At 70.7% G+C, this 14,878-nt stretch carries 16 protein-coding genes; 9 read left to right on the plus strand and 7 right to left on the minus strand.

Annotated features, from left to right (window positions below):
- Position 1: 1 nt before the first annotated feature.
- Together AC2DFQ_RS15020 and AC2DFQ_RS15025 are read left to right on the plus strand one after the other, a co-directional pair.
- Positions 2–1,141, plus strand: a complete 1,140-nt coding sequence (locus AC2DFQ_RS15020; RefSeq protein WP_484534562.1) for a cysteine desulfurase family protein — start codon at positions 2–4, stop codon at positions 1,139–1,141.
- A complete protein-coding gene (locus AC2DFQ_RS15025; protein ID WP_484534451.1) occupies positions 1,138–2,076 on the plus strand; it encodes a glycosyltransferase family 2 protein in 939 nt (312 codons plus the stop codon). The genes AC2DFQ_RS15020 and AC2DFQ_RS15025 overlap by 4 nt, the downstream gene beginning before the upstream one ends.
- A gap of 65 nt (positions 2,077–2,141) precedes the next feature.
- On the opposite strand, the gene AC2DFQ_RS15030 is transcribed toward AC2DFQ_RS15025, so the two are convergent.
- Positions 2,142–4,040 (minus strand): ABC transporter ATP-binding protein, encoded by a 1,899-nt coding sequence (locus tag AC2DFQ_RS15030; protein ID WP_484534563.1) that lies wholly within the window; start codon positions 4,038–4,040, stop codon positions 2,142–2,144.
- Between the two features lie 190 nt (positions 4,041–4,230).
- On the opposite strand from AC2DFQ_RS15030, the gene AC2DFQ_RS15035 reads away from it, so the two are divergent.
- Entirely contained in the window at positions 4,231–5,724 is a 1,494-nt protein-coding gene (locus tag AC2DFQ_RS15035; RefSeq protein WP_484534452.1) for a DHA2 family efflux MFS transporter permease subunit, read from the plus strand.
- Between the two features lie 64 nt (positions 5,725–5,788).
- Positions 5,789–7,438, plus strand: a complete 1,650-nt coding sequence (locus AC2DFQ_RS15040; protein WP_484508836.1) for an FAD-dependent oxidoreductase — start codon at positions 5,789–5,791, stop codon at positions 7,436–7,438.
- 4 nt (positions 7,439–7,442) lie between these two features.
- On the opposite strand, the gene AC2DFQ_RS15045 is transcribed toward AC2DFQ_RS15040, so the two are convergent.
- The gene (locus AC2DFQ_RS15045) at positions 7,443–8,273 is read right to left on the minus strand and encodes a DNA-formamidopyrimidine glycosylase family protein (RefSeq protein ID WP_484508835.1); all 831 of its coding nucleotides are present in this window, start codon (positions 8,271–8,273) and stop codon (positions 7,443–7,445) included.
- 119 nt (positions 8,274–8,392) lie between these two features.
- Here AC2DFQ_RS15045 and AC2DFQ_RS15050 point away from each other — a divergent pair, with 119 nt between their 5' ends.
- Positions 8,393–8,893 (plus strand): GNAT family N-acetyltransferase, encoded by a 501-nt coding sequence (locus AC2DFQ_RS15050; RefSeq protein ID WP_484508834.1) that lies wholly within the window; start codon positions 8,393–8,395, stop codon positions 8,891–8,893.
- 20 nt (positions 8,894–8,913) lie between these two features.
- Here the strand turns inward: AC2DFQ_RS15050 and AC2DFQ_RS15055 are convergent, their stop codons facing one another.
- The 5 genes from AC2DFQ_RS15055 to AC2DFQ_RS15075 form a co-directional block, all read right to left on the minus strand.
- Positions 8,914–9,657, minus strand: coding sequence for a formylglycine-generating enzyme family protein (locus AC2DFQ_RS15055; RefSeq protein WP_484534453.1), 744 nt, complete (start codon positions 9,655–9,657; stop codon positions 8,914–8,916).
- A gap of 85 nt (positions 9,658–9,742) precedes the next feature.
- Entirely contained in the window at positions 9,743–10,021 is a 279-nt protein-coding gene (locus AC2DFQ_RS15060; protein ID WP_484508832.1) for a GlsB/YeaQ/YmgE family stress response membrane protein, read from the minus strand.
- A gap of 197 nt (positions 10,022–10,218) precedes the next feature.
- Complete coding sequence (locus AC2DFQ_RS15065) at positions 10,219–10,617, minus strand: VOC family protein (protein WP_484534454.1); 399 nt, start codon at positions 10,615–10,617, stop codon at positions 10,219–10,221.
- Positions 10,618–10,658: 41 nt separating this feature from the next.
- The gene (locus AC2DFQ_RS15070) at positions 10,659–11,360 is read right to left on the minus strand and encodes a hypothetical protein (protein ID WP_484508830.1); all 702 of its coding nucleotides are present in this window, start codon (positions 11,358–11,360) and stop codon (positions 10,659–10,661) included.
- Between the two features lie 112 nt (positions 11,361–11,472).
- A complete protein-coding gene (locus tag AC2DFQ_RS15075) occupies positions 11,473–11,619 on the minus strand; it encodes a hypothetical protein (RefSeq protein ID WP_484508829.1) in 147 nt (48 codons plus the stop codon).
- 147 nt (positions 11,620–11,766) lie between these two features.
- Between AC2DFQ_RS15075 and AC2DFQ_RS15080 the strand changes: the two genes are divergently transcribed.
- From AC2DFQ_RS15080 to AC2DFQ_RS15095, 4 genes are all read left to right on the plus strand, one after another.
- Positions 11,767–11,994, plus strand: a complete 228-nt coding sequence (locus tag AC2DFQ_RS15080; protein WP_484534455.1) for a hypothetical protein — start codon at positions 11,767–11,769, stop codon at positions 11,992–11,994.
- 50 nt (positions 11,995–12,044) lie between these two features.
- The gene (locus AC2DFQ_RS15085; protein WP_484534456.1) at positions 12,045–12,671 is read left to right on the plus strand and encodes an SRPBCC family protein; all 627 of its coding nucleotides are present in this window, start codon (positions 12,045–12,047) and stop codon (positions 12,669–12,671) included.
- Positions 12,668–13,336 (plus strand): DUF4166 domain-containing protein, encoded by a 669-nt coding sequence (locus tag AC2DFQ_RS15090; protein WP_484508826.1) that lies wholly within the window; start codon positions 12,668–12,670, stop codon positions 13,334–13,336. The genes AC2DFQ_RS15085 and AC2DFQ_RS15090 overlap by 4 nt, the downstream gene beginning before the upstream one ends.
- A 102-nt stretch (positions 13,337–13,438) precedes the next feature.
- On the plus strand, positions 13,439–14,797 hold the full coding sequence (locus tag AC2DFQ_RS15095) for an APC family permease (protein WP_484508825.1): 1,359 nt from the start codon (positions 13,439–13,441) through the stop codon (positions 14,795–14,797).
- Positions 14,798–14,878 lie beyond the last annotated feature (81 nt).

Here is a 14,878-nt window from a genome sequence, read left to right on the forward strand (position 1 = left end):
CATGCTCTACCTCGACGCCGCTGCCACCACTCCCGTGCGAGGAGAGGTGCTCGAAGCGATGATGCCGTACCTCACACGGGAGTTCGGCAACGCGTCCAGCCACCACACCGTGGGCGAAGCCGCCGCATCCGCCCTCACCGACGCCCGCTCTCGCGTGGCCTCGGTGCTCGGCATGCGCCGCGGCGACATCGTCTTCACCTCCGGGGGCACCGAGGCCAACAACCTCGCGGTGAAGGGCATCGCGATCGCCGCTCAGCTCAATCGGGGCGCCGCGCGCGTGATCACGACCGCGATCGAGCACGAGTCGATCCTCGCGTCGGCCGACTACCTCCGCCGCGTGCACGGGTTCGCCATCGACGTCGCGCCCGTCGACGCCGGGGGCCGCGTCGACGTCGCCGCTGTGGCCGGGATGCTGCGGGAGGACACGGCGCTCATCAGCCTCGGGTACGCCAACAACGAGGTCGGCACGGTGCAGGATGCCGCCGCCCTTGCCGCCGTGGCCTCGGCCGGCCGCATCCCCCTCCACCTCGACGCCGTGCAGGCGGCAGGCTGGCTGGCGCTTGACGCCACCGGCGCCGACGCGCTGTCGATCGCCGGGCACAAGATCGGCGCGCCGAAGGGCACCGGCGTGCTCGCCGTCCGCGGCCGCATCCCCCTCGAGCCGCTGATGCACGGCGGCGGGCAGGAACGCGGACGCCGGTCGGGCACCGAGGACGTCGCCGGAGCCGTCGGATTCGCCACCGCCCTCGAGCTCGCCGAGGCCGACCGCGCCGAAGTCGCCGTCCGCGTCGCTGCCCTGCGGGACGAATTCGTCGCCCGCGTCCGGACGCTGCTGCCGGATGCCCGCGTCACGGGCGATCCCATCCACCGGCTCCCCGGCACCGCGAGCTTCGTCTTCCCCGGCACGAGCGGCGAGGCGATCCTCCTCGAGCTGGAACGGCGCGGCGTCGTCTCCTCGAGCGGGTCGGCGTGCGCGGCGGGCAGCGACGAGGCCTCCCACGTGCTGGTGGCCCTGGGGATCGACACCGACACGGCCCGCACCGCCGTGCGGTTCACTCTGCCGCGGTCGCTGTCGGACTCGCTCGCGCCGGTCGCCGACGCGCTGGCCGCCTCGGTCGCGGCGGTACGATCGGGCGCGTGAGCGCGATCACCGTCATCGTGCCCGGGCACGATGTGGCGGAGTACGTCCCGGACGCCCTCGATTCGCTCCGGGCGCAGACACGCACCGACTGGGCGGCGGTGCTCGTGGACGACGCCTCCACCGACGCCACGGGCCATCTGTTCGCCGCCGCCGCCGACCGGGATCCGCGGTTCCGGTTCGTGCGGCACGACACCCGTCGCGGGCTGGCGGCGGCCCGCAATACGGGCCTTGACCTCGTCGACACCCCGCTCCTGGGGTTCCTCGACGCCGACGACCGCCTCCGTCCCGATGCGCTCCGCCGCCTCATCGGCGTCCTCGACGCCTCCGGCAGCGACTTCGCCGTGGGCGCGTACGTCCGCCTCCGCCCCGACGGCGTCGGCGGCTACGCGGCCGGGTCGGTGCAGCCGTGGGTGACCGCTGCGACGCACCCGGCCCGCGTCGCCACGACGCTCGTCGAACACCCCGACGCATCCGGCAACATCGTGGCGTGGTCCAAGGTGAGCCGGACGGAGTTCTGGCACCGCACGGGCCTGCGCTTCCCCGAGGGCCGCCTGTACGAAGACCAGGTCGTCGCGCAGCGGATGTACGCCGGCGCCCGCGCGTTCGACATCGTGCCCGACGTGGTCGTGGAATGGCGCGAGCGCGCCGACGGCACCTCGATCACGCAGGGGCGGCACACCCTTCCCGTGCTGCAGGAGTACCTCGCCGCGATGCGGGGCGGCATCGACGTGCTCGCCGCGGCCGGCATGCACGCCGCCGTGCAGTCGCGGGTCCGCCTCATCCTGACCATGGACGTCCCGCCGCTCGTGGAGCTCGCCCGCACCCACCCCGACGGCGCCTACCGCCGCGCGCTCGGCGCCTTCGTCCGCGACATCCACGCCCTGTCCGCCGTGCCGGCCGAGACGCCCGCGGTGTCGGCCGCCCTGCTGTGGTGACCCGCTTCCCGCCGGCGACCGTTGCCCGTGCACCAGCCCGAAGACGGCGACCGTAGGCACGCGGCTCAGGATTCGGCGATGGCTTCCTCGGTGAGGACGCGGCTGGCCGCCATCTGCTCCGCGGCCAGACTCGCGTAGAGGCCTTCTCGAGCGAGGAGCTCGGCATGCGTGCCGGATTCCACGATGCGTCCCGCGTCCACGACGTGGATGACGTCGGCGCCGATGACGGTGGAGAGGCGGTGCGCGATCGAGAGGGTGGTGCGCCCGCGCGCGGCGGCGTCCAGCGCCTCCTGCACGATCCGCTCCGACACGGTGTCCAGCGCGCTCGTGGCCTCGTCCAGCAGCAGCACGGGCGGGTCCTTCAGGAGCACCCGGGCGATCGCGATGCGCTGCTTCTCCCCGCCCGAGAGGCGGTAGCCCCGCTCGCCCACCACCGTGTCGTATCCGCGCTCGAACCCGGCTATCACGTGGTGGATGTTGGCGGCGCGGCAGGCCGCCTCGACCTCCGCGTCGGTGGCATCCGGCTTGGCGTACCGGAGGTTGTCGCGGATCGTCGCGTGGAAGAGGTAGGTCTCCTGCGACACGATGCCGATCTCGTCGATGATCGCGGCCTGCTGCAGCCGACGCACGTCCGCACCGGCGAACACCACGGCCCCCTCAGAGGCCTCGTACAGCCGCGGCGTGAGGTAGAGGATCGTCGTCTTGCCCGCCCCCGACGGCCCGACGAAGGCGACGTGCGTGCCGGGTTCGGCGGTGAACGAGACGCCGTCGAGGGTCGCCCGGCTTTCGGCCGATGCATCCGGGTAGCGGAAGACGACGTCTCGGAACTCGATCCGTCCGACGGGACCGGGGGCCTCGGACACCGGGATGGCGTCGGGCGCGTCGCCGATGGCGGGCACCAGGTCGAGGTACTCGAAGATGCGCGCGAACAGCGCCGCCGAGGTCTGCAGGTCCAGCGCCACCCGCATGAGGCCCATGAGGGGCATCAGCAGCCGCGCCTGGACCGTGGTGAACGCGACGACGGTGCCGGCGGTGATCGTGTCCAGCCCGCCGGTGACGAGGTAGCCGGAGACGAGGTAGATGATCGCGGGGACGCTGGACATCAGCACCTGGACGACCGCGAAGAACCCCTGACCGCTCATGGCCCGGCGCACCTGGAGACGCACCTGGTTGACGTTCTCGGCGGCGAAGCGCGCCGACTCGGTGCGCTGGCGGTTGAAGGACTTCGACAGCAGGATGCCGGAGACGCTCAGGGTCTCCTGGGTGATGGAGGTCAGCTCCGACAGCGACTCCTGCGTCTCCCCCGCGATGCGCGCGCGCACCTGACCCACCCGTCGCTGCACGAGGATCAGCACCGGCATCATCACGACCGCGATGATCGTCAGTCGCCAGTCGATGAGGATCATCGCCACGAGCGAGGCCGCCACGGTCACGACGTTGCCGAGGATGCTCGTCACCGTGTTCGTGAGCACGCCCGACACCCCGCCGACGTCGTTCTGCAGGCGCGACTGGATGACGCCGGTCTTGGTCCGCGTGAAAAAGCCCAGCTCCATCGACTGGAGATGCTCGAACAGGCGCACCCGGAGGTCTCCGGTGACCCGGTTGCCCACCGTCGAGGTGAGCCAGGTCTGCGCGACGCCGAGGGCTGCCGACAGCAGGAACAGCGCGATCATGATGAGGACCAGCCGCAGGAGCAGCGGCATGTCGGGCGGCCCGCCGGCGACGGGGAACAGTGCGTCGTCGAAGATCCGCTGCACCAGCAGCGGCGGGATGACCCCGACCGCCGCGGCGACGACCACCAGGATGCCCGTGACCACGATGCGTCCCCCGTACGGACGGAACAGCGCGATCACGCGGCGACCGAGGTTCTGCACCCGCGGGGCCTCGGCGTTCAGGCGACGCTGAGCCCGGACGTCCACGCCACGGAACGGCGAACCCCCGCCTCCGCCGCCTCGTCCGCCCATACTCATGCGGGCCAGCCTACGTCGGCACACGGACGCCGCCGACTAGGGTGGAGGCGGGGCCACGGTCTCTTGCGCGCGACGCATTCCGGCACGAATCGGGAATACCGCGCCGGAGCCCACCGTTGTCGTGTGGGCTTGCCACCGACTGCTGGTGGCGACCTGGCATCCCCAGAAACACCGAGGAGCACCCGTGGCCGCCGCCCAGACCGACAGCACAACCGTCGCCGCTTCCGCGCAGCGCGACCTCAGTCCCCAGGAGAGCCGCGTCATCTGGCTGCTGCTGGTGGCCGCCTTCGTCGCGATCCTCAACGAAACCACCATGGGCGTGGCCATCCCCCGGCTCATGGTCGATCTGGACATCACCGCCGTCGCCGCGCAGTGGCTCACCACGGCGTTCATGCTCACGATGGCCGTGGTCATCCCGATCACCGGATTCCTGCTGCAGAAGTTCACGACGCGTCAGGTCTTCATCGCCGCGATGACCCTGTTCTCCCTCGGCACGCTCGCGGCGTTCCTCTCCCCCGGCTTCCCCACGCTCATCGCGGCCCGCGTCATCCAGGCCTCCGGCACGGCGATCATGATGCCGCTGCTGATGACCACGCTCATGACGATCGTCCCGCCGCACCAGCGTGGCCGCATGATGGGGCGCGTGAGCATCGTCATGGCGCTCGCCCCGGCCATCGGCCCGACCATGTCGGGCCTCATCCTCGACTCGCTGGGCTGGCACTGGACCTTCGGCATCGTGCTCCCGATCGCCCTCGTCGCCCTCTTCGTCGGAGCGCGGTGGATCACCAACCTGGGCGAGCCGCGCAGGGACGCGCCCATCGACGTGCTGTCCGTCGTGCTGTCGGCCTTCGGATTCGGCGGCGTGGTGTTCGGCCTGAGTCAGATCGGCGGCGGCGGCCACGGTGGTGCGGACGCGGCGGCGGCCGACGCGATGTCGAACACGACGCTCGTGGTCTCGCTCACCGTCGGGGCGATCGGTCTCGCGCTGTTCGTGTGGCGTCAGCTGGTCAAGCAGCGCTCCGACTCGGCGCTGCTGGATCTGCGCGTGTTCCGCTCGGCCAACTTCTCCCTCTCGGTCGCGCAGCTCGGCATCATGGCGATGGCGTTCTTCGGCGCGATCACGCTCCTGCCGCTGTACCTTCAGGACGTCCGCGGCCTGTCGCCGCTGGACACGGGCCTCATCATCCTCCCGGGCTCCCTCGCGATGGGCTTCGCCGGCCCGGCCATCGGGCGCATCTACGACCGCTGGGGCACGCGCGTGCTGCTCATCCCCGGCGCCTTCGTCACGAGCGCGATGCTGTGGGTCTACACCACGGTCGACGCCACGACCGCGATCTGGCTGATCGTGGCCGTGCAGACGGTGCTGTCGCTGGGGCTCGCGATGTCGTTCACGCCGCTGTTCACCGCGTCGCTGGCGTCGTTGGAGCCGCGGTTCTACTCGCACGGTTCGGCGATCGTCGGCACGGTGCAACAGGTCGCGGGCGCAGCCGGCATCGCCCTGCTCATCACCGTGATGTCCTCCGCCAGCGCCGCCCACAGCACCGATGGCACCGCCGACGCCTCCGGCACGCAGGCGGCGTACCTGATCGCGGCACTGCTGTCGCTTCCGACGATCGTGGGCGCTTTCCTCATCCGCAAGCCCGCCGACGCCCCCGCGGGCGCCCCGGTCATGCACTGACCTCGGACCAAACCACCTGAGCTTTTCCGCCCCTGCCCGGGGTGGGAAGGAATAACCTGTCCCCGTGGGAAAGACTGAAGCCTTCGAACACGCCCAGGAACGCGCGATCTCCGCACCCTTGAGCGACCAGCAGTGGGAGCGCATCCTCCCCTTCGGCACGCCCGACGAGGTGCAGGCCGGAGATTATCTCTTCCGCTCCGGCGACCGCGAGTACGACCTGATCCTCGTCGACACGGCCGAGGTTGAGCTCGTGCGCGACTCGCTGTGGTGGCTACCGGAGACCGTCATCGCGACCATGGGTCCGCGCACGTTCGCCGGCGAGCTGGGTCTCCTCAACGAGCAGGGAGCCTTCCTCTCGCTGCGGGTGACCCGCCCCGGCCGCATCCATCGGGTGACGCGCGCGTCGCTTCGCAAGCTCATGAGCGAGGACGACGATCTGTGCGACCTCCTGCTTCGCACCCTGTGGCTGCGCCGTGAGTCGCTGCGCCGCGGTCCGGCCGCACTGACGCTGAAGTTCGTCGGTGCACCATCGACGAAGAACTTCCAGTCCCTGCGCCGCTTCGCCGAGCGGCTCGATCTCGTCCACACCGCGCACGAGGTGCAGCCGGGCGACTCGTACACCCTCGAGCACCACAACGTGCCCGCGGAAGACCTTCCGATCGCCTTCATCCAGGGCGAGCCGATCCTGCGTGCCACTCCGGGGATCGTCGCCGAGCGCCTGGGGCTGAGCTATCAGGGCGACGCCGATGAGGTCGTCGACCTCGTCGTGGTCGGCGGCGGACCGGCAGGTCTGGCGGCGGCGATCTACGGCGCCTCGGAGGGGCTGAGCACGGTCCTGCTGGATGCGGTGGCCCCCGGCGGGCAGGCCGCCGCCACGTCGCGCATCGAGAACTTCCTCGGATTCCCCTTCGGCGTCAGCGGGAGCGACCTGATCGGGCAGGCGTCGCTGCAGGCGCTGAAGTTCGGCGTGCGCGTCTACGCGCCGTGCGAGGCGGCCCAGCTGCGCTCGACGGACGACGGCCTGGAAGTCACCCTCACCGACGGGCGCATCATCCACACCCGCACCGCCATCGTGACCTCGGGGGCCTCCTACCGGCGTCTGCCGCTGGAACGCTGGGCGGAGTTCGAAGGCGCCGGTATCTACTATGCCGCGACCCAGTTCGAGCTCCGCCACGTCGTCGACTCTCCCGTGGTCGTCGTGGGCGGCGCGAACTCGGCGGGGCAGGCGGCCCTGTACCTCTCGGCCCACGGCTCCCCCGTCCGCCTCGTCGTGCGCGGCAACGACCTGGAGCGCCGCATGTCGGCGTATCTCATCGACCGGCTGCACGAGGATTCGTCCGTGGAGGTTCTCACCGGGGCGAACATCACGGCTCTGGAGGGGGACGGGTCGCTCCAGCGGGTCCGGATCGACGCGGTCGGCGACGTCGACGCGCGAGGCCTGTTCTGCTTCATCGGGGCCGACCCGGCCACCGGATGGCTCTCCGAGCTCGATCGCGATGCGGACGGATTCCTCCGCACCGGTATCGACATCCCGGCGGAGCGTCTCGGCGTCAACTGGTCGCGCCTCGGGCGGGAGCCGCTGCCGTTCGAGACGTCGATCCCGCGGGTGTTCGCCGCGGGAGACGTGCGTCGCGGATCGATGAAGCGCGTGGCCGCTGCCGTGGGTGAAGGGTCCAGCGCCGTGGCCTCGGTGCACCAGGCGCTGGCGGGCTGAGCCCTCACGCGGGAAGCGGTACGCCGCCGGTCTGGCACGTCGGGCAGTACTGCGCGGCGCCCTTGCTGCCCGGGACATCCTGCACCTCGCCACCGCAGACGGGACAAGCCTGGCCCGTCCGCCCGTGGACCCGCATCGACGCCACCTTCTCGGCCTTCTGCCGGTCCAGCGGAACGCCGCGGCGGGCGGCGAAGGCGCCACCGAGGACCGAACGGATGGCGTCGTAGAGCCGTGCGCGTTCGTCGGACGTGAGGTCTGCCGCGTGCACGAGCGGTGACAGCCGCGCCGCGTGGAGGATCTCGTCGGAGTAGGCGTTGCCGATCCCGGCGAGAGACTCCTGCTCCTGCAGCAGAGCCTTCAGCTGCTTGCGACGCGTACCCAGCGCCCGCTCCAGCTCCGCCGGCGACCACTGGTCGGCCGACGGGTCGGGACCGAGCTTGGCGACCGCCGAGACCTCACCCGGGTCATCGACGACGGAGACGCCGAGCGACAGCCAGTCGCCCGCATCCGTCAGTGCGAGCTCACCGCGACCCGGGAACCCGATCGTCACGATGACCGGTGCGGCTCCCTCGGGGGCATCGTCCCCTTCGCGGCGCCACGTCGCCCATCCCGCGCGTCCGAAGCTGATGACGAGGTCGGGGCCGTCGGTGAGGAGTGCGACGTGCTTGCCGAAGCGGCGGACATCCTCGACCGTGCGCCCGGTCAGCTCGCCCAGCCCTCGCGCGCGCGTCTTCAGCGCGCGGAACTCGGCCACATCGGTGTCTCCGACCACCGCACCGGTCAGGGTGCCGCGCAGAAACCCGGTGAGCGCGTCCACCTCGGGTGATTCGGGCACGTGATCCTCCCCCGGTGTTGCTCCGATCGTAGGGCGCATCGGCCGCTAGAGGGTGGAGGCCGCGCGGCGCCTTCTCCTCACCCGCTCGGGGCGCACCGGCCGGTCAGTAGGCTGGGCGCATGAGCGCGCGAGTCCTGCCCGACGGTGCGGTCCTGAGGCCCGCGGAGCCGGGCGACGAGTCCGGCATCCTCTCGTGCATCGTTGCGCTGGCGGTGTACGAGCGCGAGCCGGATGCGGTGGAAAACTCCGTCGAGGCGCTCCGCGAGGCGCTGTTCGGTGCCGATCCGCGCGTCTTCGCGCACGTCGTGGAGCGTGAGGGCGACATCGTCGGGATCGCGGTGTGGTTCCTCACGTACTCGACCTGGACGGGGCGGCACGGAATCTGGCTCGAGGATCTGTACGTCGACACCGACAGGCGCGGCGGCGGATACGGCACGGCGCTGCTGTCCGCCCTCGCGGCGCTGTGCCTCGAACGCGGCTATTCCCGTCTGGAGTGGACCGTGCTGGATTGGAACGCCCCGTCGATCGCGTTCTACCGCGCCCTCGGCGCACAGCCGATGGAGGAGTGGACGACGCAGCGGGTCACCGGGGACACGCTCGCCGCCCTCGCCGCACGCTGACCGCCGCTCGCGCGTACCCGTCAGCGCCTGGGCGTCCACCCTGGCGGGAGGGGGGTGTCGATGTCGGCTCGCTCGCGGTCCACGCGGGCCGACCATCCCTGAGCCTCGGCGCTCTGGTCGAAGCCGCCGCGGGCGACACGGAACCCGACGTCGTCGTGCGTGGAGCGCGGCGGCCCCCCGCGGCGCGTGCTCGCGCGCACGCTCCAGGCGTCGTCGGCGAACCCGCCGCCCCGGAACACGCGGTAATCGTCGTAGCGGGCGGGGTCGAGGAGATCCCAGCACCACTCCCACACGTTGCCGAGGGTGTCGAACAGCCCGTTCAGGTTCGGCAGCTTCAGTCCCACGTCCTGCGCCGCCGTCACGCCGTCCCCGCTCGTCCACGCGATCTCGGCCAGTGGGCCGTAGTGCGGCGCCGTGGAGCCGGCGCGGCACGCGAACTCCCACTCGGCCTCGGTCGGGAGGCGGTAGCCGTCGGCGTCCACGTGCCACGTGACCTCTTCGCCGTCGAAGGTGTACGCCGGATCCCACCCCTCCCACTCCGAAAGGGCGTTGCAGAACCGGATGGCGCGCAGCCAGCTCACCTCCACCGCCGGGCGGCGGGGATGCGGAGACGGCACGCCGATCGCCTCGCCCAGCTGCTCCTGCGTGACGGGGAACACGCCGATCTCGAACGGTTCGAGCTCCACGGTGCGCCGTAGACGTCGGCGCGCGTCGTGCAGCTGCACGCTGCCGGCAGGGATGCGCGCCATTTCCAGATCTGCCACCGGGGAAGTCTCGCACGCCGCGGAAACGCCGGAGGCCGCACGAGGTCGATTCCTCGTGCGGCCTCCGGCCGATCCGGTTACGGCATCAGCGGTTGCGCGCTCCGCGGCGGGAGACGGCGACGTAGATGCCCAGCACGATGATCGCGCCGAGGATGGAGCCGATGATTCCGGCGGCCTGCAGGAAGCCGCCGTTCGGGTCGCTTCCGAAGATGAGGAATCCGAGGAACCCTCCCACGAACGAGCCGACGATGCCGAGAACGATGGTCATGAGAATGCTCATGCTCTGCTTCCCGGGGATGACAGCGCGGGCGATGAAGCCGGCGATGAGGCCGACCACGATGAGGCCGAGGATGGTCCAGAGCATGATCTCTCCTTTGTCGGGTGAGCGCCGGGCGGGTGCGCGGCGCTCCAATGGGACGCGGAACAGGCTAACAGAACCCTGAAACCTGGCTTCACATCCGCGCTCGCCCCTGGACGTGGACGGGACGATGCGCTAAAAGGTCTGCCCCGACGCAGCGTTTGCCGGCTGGGCGCCCCTGGGCGCGTTGTGCCCGGGCTCCTTCAGTTGTGCTCGTATCCGACCAGCCAGGTGACTCCGTACCGGTCACGCACCGTGCCGTCCGAGACGCCCCAGGGGCGCTCCTGGAGCGGATCGATCACCGTGCCGCCCTCCGAGAGCGCGGCGAACCACTGCCGGAGCACCTCGGGGGCGGCGGCGCCGAGGAGCGACAGCAGCAGGCCCTCCACCGAGAGCGGACGCTCCTGGCCCGCCGCATCCGCACCGAAGAGATCCACGGGGCCGCGCAGGATGCCGTGGGCGATCGCGTCACTGGGCCCGTCACTCCGCGCGAACTCGGCGAACGTGTGGAGGGTGAGCTCGCCACCGAAGACATCGCGGTAGAACCGCAGAGCCTCCGAGGCCGCTCCCGGGAAGTACAGGTACGGGGCCGGCGCCGTCATCCCGCCACGCTAGCGCCTCGAGCAAGCGGCGGCGGACCCGGCTAGCGGGCGAGTCCGACGCGGTCGACCTTGCGGTGGTAGCGCATGCCGGCCATTCCTCCCAGGATCGCTCCCGCGAGGGTAACGATCGCGGCTCCCACGGCGGCGAGGATCCCGGTCGTGGTGGCCGTCTCGGGGGTGACGGGGATGCGGGGGAAGCCGTTCAGGTTGCCCAGGATGTCCCACTGGCTGCCGGCAATCGCGGTCACGACGGCCACGATGATGGCGATGACGATCGCCCAGATCCACACGGCGAGGCCTTGCTTGGCGCCGCTGAACCGCGCCATCCGGCCGGCGACGTAGCCGCCCGCGAAGTAGGCGATGAACAGGACCAGCCCGATCACGATGGCGCTCACGATGCCGGCCCCGCCGGGGTTGTCCGCCGCGGCGTCGGCAGCCTCCTCCACCGATCCCTCCGCGTTGAGCCCGACCGCTGCACCGATGGCGGCCACCAGGGCCGTCAGGAGCACCGCCGTGCCCATGGCCGTGAGCCACCCGAAGAAGGCCGACCCGAACTTGAAACCGCCGAAGCGTTCCTTCTCCCGCGCGAGCGCGTCGTGATGGACGGCGCGTGCCTGGTCATCCGATACGGCGGTGTTCGAGTCGACGGTGTGGGAGGCGTCGGCGCGCGAAACGCCGGCGTCGGTCGGCTGGGCATCGTACGGGCGCGCGGACTCTCGGCGCTCGGGGGTGTCTCCACTCATGTCGGTGAAGGTAGGCGCTCGCGCGCATGTCGGGCGCCGGGTTGTCCTGCGCGCGAAACCGGCGTAGCCTCCCGGCCCCGGAGGAGAAGGGCCGCCGGCGCCCCTCGCCGACCTAGCGCTTCTTGATGTTGGTGATCGCGTCGGTGTCGGCGGCGCGGCCGTTCGCCGCCCGCTTGTCCGCCTTCGCGACGCGCTTTTCCTTCAGCGTCTTCGCCGGTGCGGTCTTGCCGCCTTCTTTACGCGTGGACTTCTCACCCATGAGGTCTCGCTCCTTCGAGAGTCGCGATGACCCTGTAGGCCTGAGGCTACACGTGCGCGGGTGTGCCGACCGCCGCTCGGACGAGCGGACATCGTGCCCGAGGTCAAGGGGCGTTTGCGCGGGACGGTCGTGCCGCAGCATCGATCCATGACATCCGATGCACACGCCAACGAGCCTCGCCCGACCGATGAGACCGATGAGACCGAAGTCGTCGAGCACGTCGCCGACGAGATACGAGACGACATCCGTCACGGGCAGGTGGAGGAGGATGTCAGTCACGTCCTCGAGGACCGCCTGGAGGAAGCGGGGGTGCACCTGCGCCCCGAAGTGATCGAGGACCTCGCGGAAGAGATCGAGACCGACGTCTCCACCTGACGCGCGCTCGGCTGCGCCGCGGATGCGGGTGGCCGCCCTAGTCTCGAGGGGTGACGCGGCGGGGCATCTACGTGGAGGCCGTCATCCGCGGCGACCTCGACACGCTCTGGCGGCGGACTCAGGATCCGGTGGACCACGTGCGGTGGGACGTGCGGTTCTCGCGGATCGCCCCGACCGGCGCGACAGAGGCGGGCGCGACGCGCTTCACGTATGAGCGGCGCACCCCGGTCCACCTCGTGCGCGGCGTGGGGATCAGCCTCGGCGAGGCGTCGCGGCCGGATGGCACCCGCACCTCGGCGCTGCGGTTCGCCACGACGGATCGCCTGTCCCCCCTCCGCTCCGGGCGGGGATACTGGCGCTACATCCCCACGCCTGAGGGCGTGCGCTTCGTCACCGGATTCGACTACGCGCCCGGATGGGGACCGCTCGACATCGCTGTGCGACCGCTGGTGGGATGGGCGACGGCGTGGAGCTTCGATCGCCTGCGCCTCTGGGTCGAAACCGGCACGCCACCGGAGAACTGGCCGCTGCGCAGCGTGCTGTGGTGGTGGCGACGCGATCGCCCTCGTGCGGCGCGGTGCCGGCGCTCGCCCGAGGGGGGATCGCGCCGAACCGACCAGCTCGCTCACGCCCCGGCCACCCTCGCGACCCTCCCCTCCCCCGAGCGGACGCGATGACGTCGATCTTCGCGCGTGTCCTCGGTGACGACTTCGACCGCCTGCATCCGATGCTCCAGCGCCGTTTCGGGGTCGGGGTGGATGCCCGCGAGGCCTGCATCGGCCGAGGCGTCATGAGCCGGATCCGCCGCGGCCCGTGGTGGACGGTGCCCTTCCTGCAGATCGGCCGACTCCGCAACATCCTGATTCCGGATGTCGGCGCCGACGTGCCCTTCGTCATCCACAACTACCCGTACGTGGATCCGCTCGGACGCGAGACCGTCACCTTCGTGCGGGAATACACGATCGGGCGGCATGTGCGCCGGTTCGACGCCACGATGATCCTCCATCGCGGCCGGGTGGTCGACTACCTCGGCACCCACCAGCATCTCGCCGTCGACCTCGACCTGCGGGTCGACGAGCGCGGCGGGCTCGTCCTCACCTCGGACGCGCAGCGGTTCTATGAAGGGCCGATCGCATTCCGCTTCCCCATGTTCCTGAGTGGGCGCGCGACCCTGCACGAGTACTTCGACGACGAGGACGGCCGATTCCACATCGACCTCGAGGTGCACAACGATCGGCTCGGGTTCCTCTTCGGCTACCGCGGAGCCTTCGAGTGCGAGTGGACGAGCGCGACCGACGCCCCGGCCCGGCTGAAACCCCGACGGCACGAAGCGCGCACGTAGACAGCGCCTCTTCCCCGCGGAGTGCGGCCGACAGCATAGAGCACGCCCCTGGAACGTCGAGGGGGATTGTGCAGACACGTGACGGGACGTTGGAGTGGTCCGATGACCAAGGACACCGCCGCGAGCGCCCCGGAAGCCAAGCACGGTCTCAAGCGCGCCGTCGGGGCTCCCCTGCTGTTCGCGTTCATCGTGGGAGACACGCTCGGAGCCGGCATCTACACGCTGGTGGGCACGATGGCCGCCGATGTGGGTGGCGTCATCTGGCTGCCGCTGCTCATCGCCCTCGTCGTGGCGTTGCTGACCGCGGGAACCTACGCGGAGCTCATCACCAAGTACCCCCATGCCGGCGGAGCCGCCCGTTACGTGGACCGCGCCTTCCACGCGCCGTATCTGTCGTTCCTGGTCGGATTCCTCATGATGGCGTCGGGCATCACGACAGCCGCAGCTCTCGCCAACGCCTTCGCTGGCGACTACCTCCAAGCCCTCATCGAGGTGCCGTCCGTTCCCGTGGCGATCGCCTTCATCATCCTGTTGACCCTGATCAACCTGCGCGGGGTGCGCGAATCGCTGGGCGCCAACCTCGTCGCCTCGGTCATCGAGGTGACCGGCCTCGTCATCGTGATCGTGGTCGCGGCGATCGCGTGGGGCGCCGGGCGGGGAGAGCCGGCGCGCATCTTCGAATTCGCCCCCGACGTGCCTCCGCTGGAGGGGGCATTCGCCGCATCCATCGTCGCCTTCTTCTCGTTCCTCGGATTCGAAGCCGCCGCGAACATGGCCGAAGAGGTGAAGAACCCATCGCGGGCCTACCCCCGAGCCCTCTTCGGCGCGATCATCACGGCAGCCGTCGTGTACCTCCTCATCGCGGTCGGCGCGGTGATCGTCATGCCCCCCGCCGAGCTCGCCGAATCCACCGGACCGCTGCTGGACGTGGTGGCCGCCAGCGGCGTCGGAATCCCGCCGTGGCTCTTCGGTCTCATCGCCCTCGTGGCCATCGCGAACGGCGCACTGTTGTTCATGGTGATGGCCAGCCGCGTCGGCTACGGCCTGGCCGAAGCGAACCTGCTTCCCCGGGCGTTCGCGCGCGTCCTGCCCCACCGGCGTACGCCGTGGGTCTCGATCCTGGTGGTCGCGGGAGCCACCATCGCCCTGAGCGCGGTGGGGGATGTGGCTACGCTGGCCGAGACCACGGTGCTGTTGCTGCTGCTGGTCTTCCTCGCCGCGAACGTGAGCGTGCTCGTCCTGAAGAAGGACAAGGTCGACCACGCGCACTTCACCGTCCCGAAGATCGTCCCGGTGCTCGCGATCATCGCGAGCATCGTGCTGCTGACGCAGCAGAGCGGGATCGTGTGGCTCGCATCCCTCGGCTACATCGCCGTCGGATCGGTGCTGTTCTTCATCGCCCGCCATGGGCGCAAGCGTGGAGAGAGGCGCGAGGAGGAGCGGAATCGGCGCGAGGGTTAGGTAGCGTCGGTGTGCGCACCCGCCGATGCAGAGGAGTCCCATGCCCGTCATCCCGCCGCCCCACGGCGCAGAGCCGATGAC

This window comes from Microbacterium sp. Z11_20, assembly GCF_057197605.1.